Below are 17,160 nucleotides of genomic sequence, written 5' to 3'. Positions count from 1 at the left end.
CAGCCCTACAAGGCCTCGACATCGGCGGCACGATCTGGAGCCGCAACGTGTCGAAAGGGAGTTGCGGCGCATTTCCGGCCCGGCGCTTGCAACGGCTGCTGCATCTTTCCAACGAGGTGCACCACCATGTCCAGCCCGCGCGAACAGACCGCCTGCGATCCCTACGATGCCGACCGGCCACTGAAGATGCGCTGCGCCTGCGGGCGCGTGCACGGCGCGGGGGTGCTGCCAGAAGACAAGCTCGAAGCCAGCCTCATGAAGGCGCTGTTCCCTGTCGACAGCGTGCGGCGCGGCTTCCTGCGCGCCGTTGGCGCCAACACCGCGCGCGCCGCCATCGCCTCGGTATTTCCGCTCGGCGCGCTGCAGGCCATGGCGCAGGAGAAAGCGCCGCTCGAGAAGACCAGGCTCAAGATCGGCTTCATTCCAATCACCTGCGCAACGCCGCTCATCATGGCGCACCCGCTGGGCTTCTATCAGAAGCAGGGCCTCGACGTGGAAGTGGTGAAGACGGCGGGCTGGGCGCTCATCCGCGACAAGATGCTCAACAAGGAGTACGACGCTACACACTTCCTGTCGCCCATGCCGCTGGCCATTTCGATGGGCGCGGGCTCCAACGCGGTGCCCATGAACGTCGCGACCATCCAGAACACCAACGGTCAGGCCATCACCCTGGCCAACAAGCACAAGGACAAGCGCGACCCGAAAACCTGGAAGGGCATGAAGTTCGCCGTGCCCTTCGAGTACAGCATGCACAACTTCCTGCTGCGCTACTACGTGGCGGAAGCGGGCCTGAACCCCGACACCGACATCCAGATCCGCGTGGTGCCGCCGCCCGAGATGGTGGCCAACCTGCGCGCCGGCAACATCGACGGCTACCTCGGCCCCGACCCGTTCAACCAGCGCGCCGTGTTCGAGGAAATCGGCTTCATCCACCTGCTCACCAAAGAGTTGTGGAACGGCCACCCGTGCTGCGCCTTCGGCTCCTCGACCGAGTTCATCGAGAAGAACCCCAACACTTTCGCCGCGCTGGTGCGCTCGGTGCTCACCGCATCGGCCATGGCGCGCGATCCGAAGAACCGCGAGCTCATCGCGAAGGTGATCGCGCCCGCGCAGTACCTGAACCAGCCCGAGACCGTGCTCATGCAGGTGCTCACCGGCAAGTTTGCCGACGGGCTGGGCAACATCCGCACCGTGCCCGACCGAGCCGACTTCGACCCTATTCCCTGGCAATCGATGGCCGTGTGGATGCTCACGCAGATGAAGCGCTGGGGCTACGTGAAAGGCGACATCAACTACAAGCAGATCGCCGAAAAAGTCTTCCTGCTCACCGACGCGAAGAAGCGCATGAAGGACCTGGGCCAGGCCGTGCCCGATGGCGCCTACCCCAAGTTCACGATCATGGGCAAAGTGTTCGATCCGGCGAAGCCCGACGACTACGTCAAGAGCTTCGCCATTGCGAAGATGGCCTGAGCCATGCCGAAGAAGGCCCTCTCGTTCAAGGCGGCGCTGGTGTCGCTGCTGATGTTCCTGCTGCTGGTCGGCGTGTGGCAGCTGGCGACCGCACCGACCACCGGTGCCTCCGCTGTAGCAGGCATGACAGCCGAGCAGATCGAATACCAGAAGATGCTTGGCAAGGACCCGACGCAGGGCCAGGTGAAGAGTTCGGGCTTTCCCACGCCGGCCGAGATGGGCGCCACCGCGTGGAAGCACCTGTCGAATCCGTTCTACGACAACGGGCCCAACGACAAGGGCATTGCCATCCAGTTGGCCTATTCGCTGGCACGCGTGGGGTTGGGCTTTGCGTTGGCGTGCCTGGTTGCAGTGCCGCTGGGCTTCGTCATCGGCATGTCGCCGCTGCTGCACAAGGCATTCGATCCGTTCATACAGGTGCTCAAGCCGATCTCGCCGCTGGCGTGGATGCCGCTGGCGCTCTACACCATCAAGGACTCGTCGGTCAGCGGCATCTTCGTGATCTTCATCTGCTCGGTGTGGCCGATGCTGCTGAACACGGCCTTCGGCGTGGCCTCGGTCAAGCGCGAATGGCTCAACGTGGCCAGCACGCTCGAGGTGAAGCCGCTGCGCCGCGCGTTCCGCGTGATCCTGCCGGCGGCAGCGCCGACCATCCTCACGGGCATGCGCATCAGCATGAGCATTGCGTGGCTTGTCATCGTGGCGGCCGAGATGCTGGTGGGCGGCACGGGCATCGGCTACTTCGTGTGGAACGAGTGGAACAACCTGTCGCTCACCAACGTGATCTTCGCGATCTTGCTGATCGGTGTCGTGGGCATGCTGCTCGACCAGGCCTTCGCGGGCCTGCAGCGGAAGGTGACGTATGTGGAGTGAGCGCACCGATCTTGCGACCCAAGGCGAAGTCATGACTCAACCCGTTGCATCCACTGCCGCCGTGGAGGCGCCAGGCGCCCGCGGCTTCCTGCGCATCGAAGGGCTCGCCAAGGCCTTTGTGCCAACACGGCCTGTGTTCGCGGACGTGTCGTTCACCCTCGACCGTGGCGAATTCGTCTGCATCATCGGCCACTCGGGCTGCGGCAAGACCACCATCCTCAACGTGCTGGCAGGCCTCGACCAGGCCAGCGCAGGCCACGTCTTCATGGATGGACGCGAGGTGGCGGGCCCCAGCCTGGAGCGCGGCGTGGTGTTCCAGAGCCATGCGCTCATGCCGTGGCTCACCGTGCGCAAGAACATCGCGTTCGCCGTGGTTTCGCGCTGGCCCGACTGGTCGGCCGCGCAGGTCGATGCGCAGGTGGAGCGCTTCGTTGCCATGGTCGGCCTGCAGGCGGCCATCGACAAGAAGCCGTCGCAGCTTTCGGGCGGCATGAAGCAGCGTGTGGGCATTGCGCGCGCCTTTGCCATCCAGCCCAAGATGCTGCTGCTCGACGAGCCCTTCGGCGCGCTCGATGCGCTCACGCGCGGCACCATTCAAGATGAATTGATGGCCATCGTGCGGCAGACGCAGCAGACCGTCTTCATGATCACGCACGACGTGGACGAGGCCATCCTGCTGGCCGACCGCATCCTGCTGATGACCAATGGCGCCGACCTGCCGCAGGGCGGCTACCGTGCGGGGAACATCGTCGAGACGGTGGTCAACCCGCTGCCGCGCGAGCGCACGCGCGCCTCGCTGCACCACCTCGACGGCTACTACGCGCTGCGCAATCACATCGTCGACTTTCTCGTCACGCGCGCGAAGGCGTCGTGAGCCTTCCGCTTTTCTTCAATCCAATCAGGAGCAAACCCGCATGAACCGCAACGACGTCACCGAGAAAATCATCACCGTCAAGGTGAGCAAGGGCATCCAGTGGGCCGACGTGGCCAGGAAGGTCGGTCTCTCGAAAGAGTGGACCACCGCCGCTTGCCTCGGCCAGATGACGCTCGACGACAAGCAGGCCAAGGTCATCGGCAAGATCTTCGGCCTCACGGTCGAGGAACAGAAGTGGCTGCAGGTGGTGCCCTACAAGGGCTCGCTGCCCACGCCTGTGCCGACCGATCCGCTCATCTACCGCTGGTACGAGGTGGTGAGCGTGTACGGCACCACCATCAAGGAGCTGATCCATGAAGAGTTCGGCGACGGCATCATGAGCGCCATCGACTTCAGCATGGACATCCAGCGCCAGGCCGACCCGAAGGGCGACCGCGTCAACGTGGTGCTGTCGGGCAAGTTCCTGCCGTACAAGACTTATTGAATTACTGGACGTACACGGAGGGATGCGGCTTCTGCCTGCTGGGCGGCCGCATCGCTCCGGCCGTGATGCCATAGCCTTCGATGGCCCCGGCAATCGACCGGGCCACGGCATCCACCGGCACTGCAAGCCGCCGGTTCGTGCGCATGCGTTCGCGGGCGTAGCTGGCCGCGATGCGCTCGGCCAGCGGGTCGCTCGGGCCGTTCACGTCGGGGCTCACCACCGTCACGTGCAGGCGGCCGGCGTGCTCCTGCCGCAGCCCCTCGGAGATCGCGTTCACCGCGTACTGCGTGCCGTGGTACACGGCCGAGTTGGGCGACACGCCCTGCATCGCCACCGGCGCCACGTTCACGATGTGGCCCCAGCCCTGCTCCTGCATCGTCGGCAGCACGGCCGCGATGCCGAGCAGCACGCCGCGCAGATTCACGTCGATCATGAGTTCCCACTCCTCGATCTTGCGGTTCCACAGCGGCGACATCGGCATCACGCCCGCGGCGTTGACGAGCACGTCGATCTGCTCATGCGTCTCGAGGGCGAATTCGGCAAAGGCTTCCACGTCGGGCCGGTGCGTCACGTCGAGCCGCTGGAAGCTCGCCGTGCCGCCCGTGGCCTCGATTTCGGCCACGAGTGCCGCGAGCCTGTCAGTGCGGCGCGCACCGAGCACCACCTTGGCGCCGCGCCGCGCAAGCAGCCGCGCGGTCGCTTCGCCGATGCCGCTGCTCGCGCCGGTGATGAGAACGACTTTTTCCTGGATTGCGGTCATGGAGAACTCCTCGTGCTGGTCTGGTTGCCGTGGGGCTCACGCAGAAAAGAGCATGAGCCGGGCATGGAAAGAAGTTTCGCTTCCGAGGTGCTTGAGGTGGTATCCGAATCGAACGTGGTTTTTGCCTGATCCTGCAAAACGCGAGGCTGATCCGGTTGCCGCTCAGCGCCGCGTAGTGCTTTTGCTTTCGCGGTAGAGCACCATGCCGGCGTGGTACAGCACGCCTTCGCGGAACTCGCCGTCGGCCGTGAAGCCGGTGTCGTCGACGTAGTCGATGTGATTGCCAGTGAGCGTGTAGCGGCCCTGGTAGGCGCTCTGGCGCGTGCCACGGGCTTCGTCGTAGCGGCCGTTTGGAAGCAGTTCGTGGCGGATATGGCCGTCTTGTGTCACCCACATGCCCACGTAGCGTTTCGGGTCTTCGAGCAGCCTGGGGCGTTGCGCCTGGGCCTGCGAAGGCCCGGAGGCCATGGCGAGGGACAGCGAGAGCGCGGTGATTGCGCCGGTGCGATGTGCGGTGTTCATGGTGCGCCTTGGGTCGTGAATAGAGGGAGCGTCCATTCTTGAAAAAGGCGCGAGCGGGGCGGTAGTCGCTTTATGCGAGTTTCTTGCCTGATTCCCCGAAGGCCGGGGATTGGTGCCGTGCGCCTGATGCATCCATCGGTAAGTCGCTTCACACCATGTTGCCGAGATTGAGCCGAGCTCGGAAATCGATGATGCTCTGTCGATGGACAAATCTCCCGAGATCCCGGCCCGCCCGCGCATCTACCTGGCGGGCCCGGACGTCTTCCGTCCCGACGCGAGAGATCACTTCATCCGGCTGACTGCCGCGTGCGATGCGGCCGGCCTCACGGCACTGCTACCCGCCGACGGCAACGAGGAGCAAACCCCCGACGCCCCGGAAATGCAGATCTACGAAGCCAACCTGCAGCGCCTTCGCAGCGCAGACGGCGTCGTTGCCAACCTCCAGTGCTTCAGAGGCATGGAGCCCGATTCCGGCACGGTGTTCGAAGTTGGCGCGGCGATTGCGCTGGGGATTCCGGTGGTGGCCTACGGCGTGCCCGAAGGCAGCTATGCAGATCGCGCGCGGGCGGCATTGCAGTGCGAGGTCGACGCGAATGACGTGCTGCGCGAAAGCGGCACGGGCATCGCGGTCGAAGACTTCGGCCAGCCGCTGAACCTGATGCTGGCCTGCTCGATCCACATCGAGCCGACGCCGGAAGCTGCGTTGAAGAAGATGGCCGCGCTACTGGCTGTCCGCCACGCGACAGAGGCTGGAAACCCCTGATCGAAGCTCCGTTCATCAGCACCTAGGATGGTGCTCCCTTCAAATCGGAGCACCGCATGCCCACCACCGAGACCCACTTCGAACTGACCGCCAACGACGGCGTCACGGTGGAGGTCCATCGCTGGCAGGGCGCGACGCAGCGGGCCGTCATCCAGCTGGCGCACGGCATGGGCGAGCATTCGCTGCGCTACCGGCATCTGGCGGATGCGCTGGTGCAGGCCGGCTACGTGGTCTATGCGAACGAGCACCGCGGCCATGGCAAGGGCGCTTCGGAGCGCGGAGAGCTGGGCGAGTTCGGACCGCGCGCGTTCGCCGGGCTGGTGGACGACATGGCGCTGCTGAGCCATCACGTGCGCGGCGTGCATCCCGGCCTGCCGCTGATTCTTGTGGGCCACAGCATGGGCTCGTTCGCCACGCAGTACTACCTCGTCAAACACAGCGCGCTGCTGGCGGGCGCGGTGCTCTCGGGCACTTCGGCGCTCGACTTGCTGGGTGCCGCATTGCAGTCTGGCTTCAAGCTGGAAGACATGAACGCCGCATTGCCAGACGTTCGCACGCCCTTCGACTGGCTCAGCCGCGATCCGGCGCAGGTCGATGCCTACATTGCCGATCCGCTGTGCGGCTTCACGGTATCGGCCGAGGGGCTGGGTTCGATGTTCGCGAATCTCGCCGACCTGACGCCTGCCGCGATGCGCAAGCACATCCGGCCCGAGCTGCCGCTCTATCTGTTCATCGGTGATGAGGACCCGGTCAGCAACAAGGCCGAGTGGTTCTATCCGCTGGTGCAGCGCTACCGCGAGGCGGGGCTGCGCGATGTGTCGTGCCACGTGTTCGGCGGCGCGCGACACGAGACGCTGAACGAGGTCAACCGTGAGGAAGTCGAGGCGGTGTTGCTGGCTTGGATTGCGCGGGTGGTGAGGAAGCGCTGAGCGCTGCCCCGTCTACTTCCTGCAGTCGCCGCCGACGGACACGGTGCCGTCCTTGCATTCGGTGAGGATCGGTTCGCCCGACGATGTGGGCGGGACCGCCGGGGCCGAGCCCGGCCCGGACCCGGCGTCCTTCAGGTACACGACCTTCTTGCTGCCGAGCTCGCAGCTGCCCACCACCTGGCCGTTCGCCGATGCGTTGGCATCGACGACGGTGACGGTGAAGCGCGCCACGCCGGCCGCGGCAATCTTCGATTCGACGCGGGTGCGCAGGGCTTCGCAGTCTTCGGCCCCGTGCGCAGTGCCTGCCGCGCCAGCCAGGGCCAGCGCGGCGGGAAGCATTGCGAGCCAAGGCTTCATGGCTGCCACCCGCTCGATACGCATCAGCCCTGGGCCGACGCCAGCGCCGCGTTGAGCGTGGCGCTCGGGCGCATCACGGCTTCGAACTTGGCGGGGTCCGCCAGGTAGTAGCCGCCGATGTCCACCGGCTTGCCCTGCACGGCCGAGAGTTCGTCGACGATCTTCTGCTCGTTGCTGGCGAGCGTGCCGGCCAGCTTCACGAACTGGGCCTGCAGTTCCTTGTCGTCCGTTTGCGCGGCGAGTTCCTGCGCCCAGTACATGGCCAGGTAGAACTGGCTGCCGCGGTTGTCGAGCTGGCCGGTCTTGGGCGACGGGTTCTTGTTGTTGTCGAGCAGCTTGCCGGTGGCGGTGTCGAGCGTCTTGGCCAGGATGGCGGCTTTCTTGTTGCCGGTCTTCAGGCCCAGGTCTTCCAGGCTCACGGCCAGCGCAAGGAATTCGCCCAGCGAGTCCCAGCGCAGGTGGTTTTCTTCCACCAGCTGCTGCACGTGCTTGGGGGCCGAGCCGCCCGCGCCGGTCTCGTACAGACCGCCGCCGGCCATCAGCGGCACGATCGACAGCATCTTGGCCGAGGTACCCAGTTCCATGATGGGGAACAGGTCGGTCAGGTAGTCGCGCAGGATGTTGCCGGTGGCGCTGATGGTGTCCAGGCCGCGCACGACGCGCTCCAGCGTGTAGCGCATGGCGCGCACTTGGCTCATGATCTGGATGTCCAGGCCCGAGGTGTTGTGCTCGTGCAGGTACATCTTGACCTTGGTGATCAGCTGCGCCTCGTGCGGGCGGTAGGCGTCCAGCCAGAACACCACCGGCATGCCCGAGTTGCGCGCACGGGTAACGGCCAGCTTGACCCAGTCGCGGATCGCGGCGTCCTTGACCTGGCACATGCGCCAGATGTCGCCTTGCTCCACGTTCTCGCTCATCAGCACTTCGCCGCTGTCCAGGTCGGTGATGTTGGCGACGCCGTCCTCCGGGATCTCGAAGGTCTTGTCGTGCGAGCCGTACTCCTCGGCCTTCTGGGCCATGAGGCCCACGTTGGGCACCGTGCCCATGGTCTTGGGGTCGAAGGCGCCGTGCCACTTGCAGAAGTTGATGATCTCCTGGTAGATGCGGGCGAAGGTCGATTCGGGCATCACGGCCTTCACGTCCTTCAGGCGGCCGTCGGCGCCCCACATCTTGCCGCCGTTGCGGATCATCGCGGGCATCGAGGCGTCCACGATCACGTCGTTGGGCGAATGGAAGTTGGTGATGCCCTTGGCCGAGTCGACCATCGCCAGCTCGGGGCGGCCCTCGTGGCAGGCGTGCAGGTCGCGCTTGATCTCGTCCTGCGTGCTCTGCGGCAGCGTGGCGATCTTGTTGTAGAGATCGATCATGCCGTTGTTGACGTTGATGCCCAGCTCGTCGAACAGCTTGCCGTGCTTCTCGAAGGCTTCCTTGTAGAAGATCTTCACGCAGTGGCCGAACACGATGGGGTGCGAGACCTTCATCATGGTGGCCTTGACGTGCAGCGAGAACATGACGCCGGTCTTGTGCGCGTCCTCGATCTCCTTTTCATAGAAGGCCAGCAGTGCCTTCTTGCTCATGAACATGGAGTCGATGACCTCGCGGTCCAGCAGCGCGACCTTGGGCTTGAGCACGATGGTCTTGCCGCTCTTGGTGATCAGCTCCATCTTGACGTTGCGCGCGCGGTCCAGCGTCATGGACTTTTCGCCATGGTAGAAGTCGCCGCCGTGCATGTGCGAGACGTGCGAGCGCGAGGCCTGGCTCCAGTCGGCCATGCTGTGCGGGTTCTTGCGTGCGTATTCCTTCACGGCCTTGGGCGCGCGGCGGTCGGAGTTGCCTTCGCGCAGCACAGGGTTCACCGCGCTGCCGGTGCACTTGTTGTAGCGCGCGCGGATGTCCTTGTCCTCGTCCGAGGTCGGGTTCTCCGGGTAGTCGGGGATCTTGTAGCCCTTGCCCTGCAGTTCCTTGATGGCCGACTTGAGCTGGGACACCGAGGCGCTGATGTTGGGCAGCTTGATGATGTTGGCCTCGGGCTTGAGCGTGAGCTTGCCCAGTTCGGCCAGGTTGTCGGGCACCTTCTGGTCGTCGCTCAGCAGCTCGGGAAATTCGCCCAGGATGCGGGCCGCCACGGAGATGTCGCTGGTGGCCACGTTGATGCCGGCCGGGTTGGTGAAGGCGCGGATGATGGGCAGAAACGCGTAGGTCGCCAGCAGGGGCGCCTCGTCGGTGAGGGTGTAGACGATGGTGGGTTGCTTCGAGCTCATGCGCTTGCTTCCGTAGATCCTGGGTTGTCGGGTTGGCTGGAACTTCCGGCGGAACGGGGATAGGGGTGTTTTCGCCGGAATCCCCGATTGTCGCCCGGCTGGAGCCGGGTTTGGCCGGGCTGGGCCCGATGCCCCCCACTGGAGGGCGTCTTAAGGCTTCAGCATTTCCCGCGCCAGGTCGACAAAAGCGCGCAGCTTGGGTGCCTGCGCCGCGCGGCGCGGAAAGTACAAAAACAGCCCCGGCTCGTCGAAAGCCGTGCGCGGCAGCAGCTGCCGCAGGCGGCCGTCGCGCAGTTCGGTGCGCACCAGCGGCTCGAAGATGTAGGCAATGCCCACGTCGGCCAGTGCCAGATCACGGGCATACAGCGCGTCGGTGACGCGCACCGTGCCCGGCACTTCGACCGATACGTGGGCGCCTGCTTTGTCGCGCAGGTCCCAGGCGTACACGCCGCCCGAAGTCACGAAGCGAAAGCCGATGCAGTTGTGCTGCTGCAGCGCGTCGATGTTGCGCGGCTCTCCGGCCGTGGCCAGGTAGCGCGGCGTGGCCACCATGATGGCCTGGAAGGGCGGCGTGAGCCGCACGGCGACCATGTCTTGCGCCACCGTGTGGCCCAGCCGCACACCCGCGTCGTGGCCGCCGGCGACGATGTCGGCCAGGCCGTCGTCGCAGGTAATTTCGACCGTGAGTTCGGGGTGGCGGCGCGACATTTCGGCCACCAGCGGCGTCATGGCCAGTGGCAGCGCCACGTGCGGCGCGTTGATGCGCAGCACGCCGCTCACGCGCCCCAATGCTTCACCAAAGCGGTCGACCGCATCGGCAATCTCGCCCATGGCGGGGCCGAGCATGCCGATGAAGCCGGCGCCGGCCTCGGTGAGCCGCACGCTGCGGGTGGTGCGCGCGAACAGCGGCTGGCCCAGGTGGTCTTCGACGGCGCGCACCGCGTGGCTCACGGCCGAGGCGCTCATGCCCAGTTCGGCCGCGGCAGCCGCGAAGCCGCCGCGCCGGTGCACCGCCAGCACGATCGTGAGGTGCGGGAGCAGGGTGCGGTCCATTCATGCATTGTATCGCAAGGTGCATTCGATTTGAACCGTCTAGTCGATGAATGCGATTGCTGGAACAGTCACGCCATGCCTCTCCAACAACCCGCAAATACCGAAGGAGCCACCCTCATGCCCATCACCGCCAACACTCCCGAAACCCGCAAGACCTGGTTCATCACCGGCGCTGCTTCCGGCTTCGGCCACGCCTTTGCCGAACACGCGCTGGCGCAGGGCCACAACGTGGTCGCCACCGCCCGCGACGCCGGCCGCCTCGCCGATCTCGTGGCGCTGGCGCCCGACCGCGTGCTGGCCACGCCGCTCGACGTGGATGTGGCCGGCGCAGCCGAAGCCGCCGTTCAAGCCGCGGTCGCGCGCTTCGGCCGTATCGACGTGCTCATCAACAACGCCGGCTACGGCGTGGTCGGCGCGCTAGAAGAAACTCCCGACGCCGAGCTGCGCGCCCTGATGAACACCAACTTCTTCGGCGCCATGGCCGTCACCCGCGCCGCGCTGCCGGTGCTGCGTGCGCAGAAGTCGGGCGCCATCGTCAACATCTCCAGCCTGGGCGGGCAGTTGTCGTTCTCGGGCTTCAGCGCGTACTCGGCCTCCAAGTTCGCGCTGGAAGGCGCCTCGGAAGCGCTGGCGCAGGAAGTGGCGCCCTTCGGCATCAAGGTGCTGATCGTTGAGCCGGGCCAGTTCCGCACGCAGCTCGCGGGCAGCGGCATGCGCCACATGCCGGTGATCGAGGCCTACCAGCCGGTGGTGGGCGCCACGCGCGAGTTCGCGCACACCATGCACAACACGCAGGCCGGCGATCCGCGCAAGGCGGCGGTGGCCATCGAGAAGGCGCTGGACGCCGAACACACACCGCTGCGCCTGCAACTGGGCGACGATTCGGTCGATGCGGTGCGCGCGCATGCGCAGGCGCTGCTCAAGGACATGGAGGCCTGGGAGGCCGTGAGCCGCAGCACGAACTTCGACGCGGCCTGAAGAGACGCTTCAGCCGAGCGGCAGCTCGATGGTGGCCGCGAGCGGCACCGTGTCGATGCGCGCCGCGCTGGCCGCGATGACCGCCTGCTTCGACTGGTCCGCAAAGCCGGTGAGCGTGGCCCACAGGCAGCGGGTCGATGGTGCATCGAGCCCGGCCGTCGGCTCGTCGAGCAGGATGAGCGGGCGGCCCGATGCAAGCCCGGCCGCCATCCACACCTTGCGCTTCGAACCGGTCGAGAGCATGAACATCTTCTTGTCCAGATGCGGGGCGAGCGCAAAGCCGTCGGCAATGGCCTGCCACTTCGCGTCGCTGAAGCCCGCGTCGCCCTCGACGAGCGAGGCCGTGCATTCGCGTGCGGTGAGCTGGTCGAAGCGGTCGGTCACCGGATCGACGAAGAACACCTGGCGGCGATACGCCTCGGGCGCGGCATCGAGGCTCACCCCCGCCACCGTCAGCCGCCCGGTGGCGGGCAGCGTGCCTGCAATCACCTGGAGCAGCGCCGATTTGCCGGTGCCCGTGTCGCCATAAAGCAGCGTGACGCCCGGGCCGATGGATGCGCTCCAGTTCGACACCAGCGCAGGCTGGTCGGGGTACGCGAAGCGCAGCGCATCGATCCGGAGGAGGGGAGGAGAAGAAAGATTCATGGTCGGAGCCGACTTTAGCAAGCTACCCTCGCGCAACGCCCAGGCCGTGGCTACCATTCGGCTCCATGAAAAAGCTGTTGCCGCTGCTGCTCTCCCTGCCGTTCGCCGCTCCCGTGCTCGCCGCGCCGTCCGCGCAGGTGTTCGATGCCGTGAAGAAGCCCGAGTCGCTCGATGCGCAATGGCGAGCGCACCTCTGCGGCTTGCTGCCGCAGCCCTGCGACGTGCAGGAGCTCGGCCTGTACCGCCCGCGCGGCGCTTCGCCCAATGACTATGTGGTGCTCTCTGGCGAGCCGTTGGTCATGGCGCGCATCAAGCGAGGCATCGATGCGAAGAGCTGGCAGCTCGATCGCCTCCATGACTTCTCGGACTACGCGCAGGGCCTGAAGAAGGACGCCGACCGGCCCGACACGCACCTGTCGCTTGCGCCCGCGCTCTATCCGCTGGCTGAAGGCAAGTGGGCCGTGGCCGTGCTGCAGACCGTGTTCGAGGGGTACTCCGGCGGCGGCGCCTCGTTCGACACGGCCGACTTCATCCCGCTCGAAGGCGGCAAGGCCGTGCAAGAAGGCATTCCGTTCTCGTGCTTCAAGATGATCCGCGCCTGCTTCAGCGAGAAGGAATACAAGACCTCGAAGCACTGCCACGACGAAAGCAACGGCAGCCTGCGCATCGCCTACGGCGAAGCCGCGAAGCCGGGTGCGTCGTATGAGTGGCAATACACCTGGCTGCAGAGCGAGTGGCCGCAGAACGAGCCGAAAAGCTCAGCGAGCAGCACACGCATCCGCTTCACCGCGAAGACCACCGAACGCGCGGATTTCTGCGGCGGGCCGCAGTAAGGAAGCAGACTTGCTCAGTGCCGCGGCACGGTCGTCGTGCCCACGTGCATCGTGCGGCCGGCGCCCAGCCCCGCGACGACGAGCGCGATGCCCAGCCCGATGAAGAGCCACGACGAGGCGCGAAAGCTCCCCGTCCAGCCGTGCAGCAGCCCGGCCACCAGCGGACCGAAGGCCGCCACCATGTAGCCCACGCCCTGCGCCATGCCCGAGAGGTGCGCGGCCACGTGCGAGTCGGGCGAGCGCAGCACGATCATCGTGAGCGCCAGCGCGAAGGTGCCGCCCTGCGCAATGCCCAGCAGCACGGCCCAGGCCCATACCCCACCGAGCGGCGCGAACAGCATCGCCAGCATGGCGCCCACCGTGAGCATCGCCAGCACCACGGCCAGCCCGCGCTGGTTGCGCAGCTTCACCGCCAGCGCCGGCACCACGAGGCAGGTGACCACCTGCGTCATGACCGACAGCGACACCACGTAGCCGGCTGTTTCGCTGCCGAGGCCGCGCTCGCGCAATATCGGCGCGAGCCAGCCCATCACGATGTAGGCAAGGGCTGATTGGAGCCCCATGAAGAAGGTGACCTGCCACGCCAGCCTGTCGCGCCACAGGCCGCGCACCGTGAAGCCCGATTCGCTCGCTACCGGCTTCAGCGGCAGCGCCTGCGGCGCCCAGATCAGCGTGACCAGCGCGGCCGGCAGCGCCCACATAGCGAGCGCCATGGTCCAGCCGCCGCCCAGCGCGTGCTCGATGGGCACTGTGAGGCCGGCGGCGCTGGCCGCGCCGCCGCACACGGCCATGGTGTACAGGCCCATCATCAGCGCCGCCTGCGCCGCGAAGTCGCGCTTCACCAGGCCTGACAGCAGCACGTTCGACACCGCGATGCCGCTGCCCGCGATGGCCGAGGCCAGGAACAGCAGCGGAATGTTGCCGGTGCCGCGCAGCACCGTGCCGACCAGGATCAGCACCATGCACGCGAGCAGCGTGCGCTCTGTGCCGAAGCGCCGGCCCAGGCCGGGCGCGAGCGGCGCGAACACGCCGAGGCAGACGATCGGCAACGTGGTCAGCAGGCTCGCGGCGGTGGACGAGAGCCCGGTGGCCTTGATGATTTCCGGCAGCACCACCGAGAGGCTGGCGAACACCGGGCGCAGGTTGAAGGCGATCAGCACCACGCTCGCGCCGAGCAGGATTCGGCGGGCGAGTGTTGGCGCGGGTGTGGGCCGCGGCATGGGCAGGCTGTCGGCTTCGGCGTCGATCAGCAGGTCGTTGCTTGCGTGGCGCGTAGTGGCGCCGTTGCCCGGCGCGAAGGTGGCCGAACTCATCACGAGCCCAGCGCCAGCGCGTTGATCATCGGCGCCATGAAGGTGCGCACCGCCGCGGCGGCCACGTCGGGGTCGCGGCTGGCAATGCCTTCGACGATGGCGCGGTGCGCGGCTTCGTCGGGCTCGGGCAGGTTGCTGCTGCCCAGCGAGCTCGCGATGGTTTCCTTGATGTAGCCCGTGATGAAGCGGCAGGTTTCGGCCAGCGCGAGATTGCCCGACACGTCGACGATGGCGAGGTGAAAGGCGAGGTCGCGTTCGATGAAGCCCGCGCCGTTGTCGCTGGCGTCGAAGGTGCCGCGCTTGTCGAGCAGGGTGTGCAGGCGGCGCAGGTCGCGCGCCGTGTGGCGCACCGCCGCGAGCCGCGCGGCCTCCACTTCGAGTGCGCGGCGCACTTCGAACTGGTCGCGCAGGCTGGCCAGGCGCATCTTCTGCAGGCTGGAAGACGGGTCGAAACCCGAGCGAACGTAAGTGCCCGAGCCCTGGCGCACTTCGAGCAGCCCGCGCGACACCAGCGTCTTGACCGCCTCGCGCACCGTGCCGCGGCTCACGCCCAGCAGTTGTGCGAGCTGCGGCTCGATGGGTATGCGGGAGCCGACGGCCCAGCGGCCGGCGGAGATTTCGGCGCGGATGCTGTCGGCAGCGGTGTCCGCCAGAGATGTGCGAGGGGCTTGGGCAAGCATCAGGTGGGCCTAGTCATTCAATGATTGGACGAATTTTGCCGTCCAAAGCCCGGACTGTACATCCGCTGATTGGCCCGGACGGCAACCGGGCCAATTACCGGCGCGCGCTTTTCGTCACCACGCCCGCGCCGCGCACTTCGAGCCGGCGCTGGTCGACCACCTTGCCGCTGGCGTCCACCAGCTCGATCACGTGGCGCCCGGGCCAGGGAAACCACTGCACGCTGTTGCCGCGCGCAAAGGGCTTGCCGTCGACGCGCCACTGCACGCCGCGGCCTTCCGAGTCGAAGCGCACGCGCTGGCGCTGGGGCGGAATGTCGGGGTCGAGCGCGATGATGGTGCCGTCGGTCGGCGCGGTGATGCGCGCCGAGACGGTGTCGGCCGCCATGCCGGTGTCGAGCGCGAACAGCGGCTGCTCGGTGCCCTGCAGGAACCATTCGCTGCGCGCCGCTTCGAGCGGGTTGCCGTCGGCGCCGGGGCCGAAGCTCACGCGCGTTTCGACGAGGCCCGGCGGCGGCGCGGGTGCGCGGCTCGGCTCGCGTGCGTGCAGGAAGCGCATCACCTCGGCCCACACCGGCGCGGCGCCGCTGGTGCCGCTCACGTCCCACATCGATTCGCCGCTGGCGTTGCCGACCCACACGCCCACCGTGTAGCGCTGCGACCAGCCCACGGCCCAGTTGTCGCGCATGTCCTTGCTGGTGCCGGTCTTCACGGCCGTCCAGAAGCGGGTGGAGAGGATGCTGTCGAGGCCGAAGGTGCGCGTGCGCGCGTTCGGGTCGGAGAGGATGTCGCCGACGATGAAGGCGGCGCGCGGGTCGAGCAGCGGCGGGGCGCCTGCCTTCGTCTTGTCCGCAGGCACAGGTGGCCGCGCGGTCAGCGTCGTCGTGCCGTAGCGCCCGCCGTTGGCCAGCATGCGGTAGGCATTGGTGAGCGACAGCAGCGATACCTCGGCGCTGCCCAGCGCGAGGCTGTAGCCGTAGTAGTCGCCGCTCTCGCGCAGCGGCAGGCCGGCTGCACGCAGCTCGCGCGCGAAGGCCTCGGGCGACACCATCACCAGCGTGCGCACCGCCGGCACGTTGAGCGACGCTGCCAGCGCGGTGCGCGCCGATACCGGGCCCTTGAAGCGGCGGTCGTAGTTCTGCGGAATGTAGAGGCCGCTGGCGGTGCTGATCTGCGCCGAAGAATCCTCGATCAGCGAGGCCGCGGTAATGCGCCGCTCGGCAATCGCCTGGCCATAGAGCAGGGGCTTGAGCGTGGAGCCAGGCTGGCGCAAGGCGGTGACGCCATCGACCTCGGCCGCCTGGCTCAGCGGACCGGAGGAGCCGACCCAGGCGAGCACTTCGCCCGTTGCGTTGTCGAGCACGACGAGCGAACCGTCTTCCACATGGCGCTCGCGCAATTCGCGCAGGTGGCGCTGCAGGGAGTCGAGCGCAAAGCGCTGCAGCGGTGCGCGCAGCGTGGTTCGCACGCCGACTTCCCTGCCTTTCTCCTTCGGCCGCTGGGCGAGGGGCGGGGCGGGGGCTGCCCCCGCATTCGCGTCCCTCAGTTCCCGCAGCACACGCCGCGCCGCATGCGGCGCAATCCCTTCGTTCGCCTCGAAGGCCTTTCGCTGCACCGCCGCGCTGGTGAACATGTCGAGCGCCTCGCAGTCGGTCTTCTGCTGCGGCTCCATCGCGCGCAGCACCTCGCAGGCGCGCTGCGCCACCACGGCGGGCTTGGCATTCGGCGCGCGCACCAGCGCCGACGCAACGGCCGCCTCGCGCGCATCGAGCCCGCTCGGCGCCTTGCCGAACAGCGTACGCGAGAGCGCGTCGATGCCTACGATCTCGCCGCGGAACGGCACGGTGTTGAGGTACGCCTCCAGAATCTGGTCCTTGCGCCAGTTGCGCTCCAGCTGCGCGGCCGCCACCGTCTGCCCGATCTTCTGCGTGAAGCTGCGCCCGCCCGAGTTGCGGCGCAGGTCTTCGTCGAGCAGGCCCGACAGCTGCATCGTGATGGTCGAGGCGCCGCGCGTGCGCGTGTTCCACAAGTTGCCCCAGGCGGCCGCCGAAACTGCGCGCCAGTCGATGCCGCTGTGCTCGTAGAAGCGCTTGTCCTCGCTCAGCACCATGGCCGTGCGCAGCGCTGGCGACACATCGGCCAGCGCGGTCCACTGGCCGCGCCGCACGGTGGGGTCGGTGCGCACGCGCTGCAGCAGCTCGCCGTTGCGGTCGAGCACCGCGGTGTCGGACGAGCGGAAATCGCGCTTCACTTCCTCGAAGCTGACGAGAGCCCAGGCAGGGTGCGCGCAAGCCACGGCCAGCAAGGCAGCGGCGAGGGTCTTGCGGGCGGGAATGAGGGGCGCGAGCTGCATCGAAAAGATTCGTGT

The 17,160-nt window shown here is 67.1% G+C and carries 17 protein-coding genes; 8 read left to right on the top strand and 9 right to left on the bottom strand.

Annotated elements, in window-relative coordinates; all coding sequences use genetic code 11:
- Window positions 1-186: 186 nt before the first annotated feature.
- The 4 genes from BMW87_RS08065 to cynS are packed head-to-tail and all read left to right on the top strand — an operon-like array spanning window position 187 to window position 3,701.
- On the top strand, window positions 187-1,470 hold the full coding sequence (locus BMW87_RS08065) for a CmpA/NrtA family ABC transporter substrate-binding protein (protein ID WP_371258803.1): 1,284 nt from the start codon (window positions 187-189) through the stop codon (window positions 1,468-1,470).
- A gap of 3 nt (window positions 1,471-1,473) precedes the next feature.
- On the top strand, window positions 1,474-2,343 hold the full coding sequence (gene ntrB / locus BMW87_RS08060; protein WP_093075675.1) for a nitrate ABC transporter permease: 870 nt from the start codon (window positions 1,474-1,476) through the stop codon (window positions 2,341-2,343).
- A gap of 31 nt (window positions 2,344-2,374) precedes the next feature.
- Entirely contained in the window at window positions 2,375-3,217 is an 843-nt protein-coding gene (locus BMW87_RS08055) for an ABC transporter ATP-binding protein (RefSeq protein ID WP_093075674.1), read from the top strand.
- Window positions 3,218-3,257: 40 nt separating this feature from the next.
- On the top strand, window positions 3,258-3,701 hold the full coding sequence (gene cynS, locus BMW87_RS08050; protein WP_093049166.1) for a cyanase: 444 nt from the start codon (window positions 3,258-3,260) through the stop codon (window positions 3,699-3,701).
- A 1-nt stretch (window position 3,702) separates the two neighbouring features.
- On the opposite strand, the gene BMW87_RS08045 is transcribed toward cynS, so the two are convergent.
- Window positions 3,703-4,461, bottom strand: coding sequence for an SDR family oxidoreductase (locus tag BMW87_RS08045; RefSeq protein WP_093049169.1), 759 nt, complete (start codon window positions 4,459-4,461; stop codon window positions 3,703-3,705).
- Window positions 4,462-4,623: 162 nt separating this feature from the next.
- Complete coding sequence (locus tag BMW87_RS08040) at window positions 4,624-4,983, bottom strand: Atu4866 domain-containing protein (RefSeq protein ID WP_256216700.1); 360 nt, start codon at window positions 4,981-4,983, stop codon at window positions 4,624-4,626.
- A 202-nt stretch (window positions 4,984-5,185) separates the two neighbouring features.
- Here BMW87_RS08040 and BMW87_RS08035 point away from each other — a divergent pair, with 202 nt between their 5' ends.
- Both BMW87_RS08035 and BMW87_RS08030 read left to right on the top strand, forming a co-directional pair.
- Window positions 5,186-5,746: a nucleoside 2-deoxyribosyltransferase gene (locus BMW87_RS08035; protein WP_093075672.1), complete on the top strand. Its 561-nt coding sequence runs from the start codon at window positions 5,186-5,188 to the stop codon at window positions 5,744-5,746.
- Between the two features lie 56 nt (window positions 5,747-5,802).
- The gene (locus BMW87_RS08030) at window positions 5,803-6,675 is read left to right on the top strand and encodes an alpha/beta hydrolase (RefSeq protein WP_093075671.1); all 873 of its coding nucleotides are present in this window, start codon (window positions 5,803-5,805) and stop codon (window positions 6,673-6,675) included.
- Window positions 6,676-6,687: 12 nt separating this feature from the next.
- On the opposite strand, the gene BMW87_RS08025 is transcribed toward BMW87_RS08030, so the two are convergent.
- The 3 genes from BMW87_RS08025 to BMW87_RS08015 form a co-directional block, all read right to left on the bottom strand.
- Window positions 6,688-7,032, bottom strand: a complete 345-nt coding sequence (locus BMW87_RS08025) for a DUF1161 domain-containing protein (protein ID WP_093076061.1) — start codon at window positions 7,030-7,032, stop codon at window positions 6,688-6,690.
- Between the two features lie 23 nt (window positions 7,033-7,055).
- Entirely contained in the window at window positions 7,056-9,293 is a 2,238-nt protein-coding gene (locus BMW87_RS08020) for an NADP-dependent isocitrate dehydrogenase (protein ID WP_093049177.1), read from the bottom strand.
- Between the two features lie 150 nt (window positions 9,294-9,443).
- A complete protein-coding gene (locus tag BMW87_RS08015; RefSeq protein WP_093075669.1) occupies window positions 9,444-10,346 on the bottom strand; it encodes a LysR family transcriptional regulator in 903 nt (300 codons plus the stop codon).
- 117 nt (window positions 10,347-10,463) lie between these two features.
- Here BMW87_RS08015 and BMW87_RS08010 point away from each other — a divergent pair, with 117 nt between their 5' ends.
- Window positions 10,464-11,324 (top strand): oxidoreductase, encoded by an 861-nt coding sequence (locus tag BMW87_RS08010; RefSeq protein ID WP_093075668.1) that lies wholly within the window; start codon window positions 10,464-10,466, stop codon window positions 11,322-11,324.
- 9 nt (window positions 11,325-11,333) lie between these two features.
- Here the strand turns inward: BMW87_RS08010 and BMW87_RS08005 are convergent, their stop codons facing one another.
- Window positions 11,334-11,969 carry an ABC transporter ATP-binding protein gene (locus BMW87_RS08005; RefSeq protein WP_093075666.1) on the bottom strand — a complete coding sequence of 212 codons (636 nt, stop codon included), beginning with the start codon at window positions 11,967-11,969 and terminating at the stop codon, window positions 11,334-11,336.
- A gap of 65 nt (window positions 11,970-12,034) precedes the next feature.
- Between BMW87_RS08005 and BMW87_RS08000 the strand changes: the two genes are divergently transcribed.
- A complete protein-coding gene (locus BMW87_RS08000; protein WP_093075665.1) occupies window positions 12,035-12,802 on the top strand; it encodes a hypothetical protein in 768 nt (255 codons plus the stop codon).
- A 14-nt stretch (window positions 12,803-12,816) separates the two neighbouring features.
- Here BMW87_RS08000 and BMW87_RS07995 read toward each other — a convergent pair whose 3' ends face one another.
- The 3 genes from BMW87_RS07995 to pbpC form a co-directional block, all read right to left on the bottom strand.
- Complete coding sequence (locus tag BMW87_RS07995; protein ID WP_093049190.1) at window positions 12,817-14,115, bottom strand: CynX/NimT family MFS transporter; 1,299 nt, start codon at window positions 14,113-14,115, stop codon at window positions 12,817-12,819.
- Window positions 14,115-14,795: a FadR/GntR family transcriptional regulator gene (locus tag BMW87_RS07990; protein WP_093049192.1), complete on the bottom strand. Its 681-nt coding sequence runs from the start codon at window positions 14,793-14,795 to the stop codon at window positions 14,115-14,117. The genes BMW87_RS07995 and BMW87_RS07990 overlap by 1 nt, the downstream gene beginning before the upstream one ends.
- A gap of 94 nt (window positions 14,796-14,889) precedes the next feature.
- Window positions 14,890-17,145, bottom strand: a complete 2,256-nt coding sequence (gene pbpC / locus BMW87_RS07985) for a penicillin-binding protein 1C (protein WP_093075663.1) — start codon at window positions 17,143-17,145, stop codon at window positions 14,890-14,892.
- Window positions 17,146-17,160 lie beyond the last annotated feature (15 nt).

This window comes from Variovorax sp. OV084, from assembly GCF_900111625.1.
In the GTDB taxonomy this organism is placed as follows: Bacteria; Pseudomonadota; Gammaproteobacteria; order Burkholderiales; family Burkholderiaceae_C; genus Variovorax.
The sequence above is the reverse complement of the archived record's forward strand: the minus strand, read 5'-3'. Positions and strand labels throughout refer to the sequence as shown.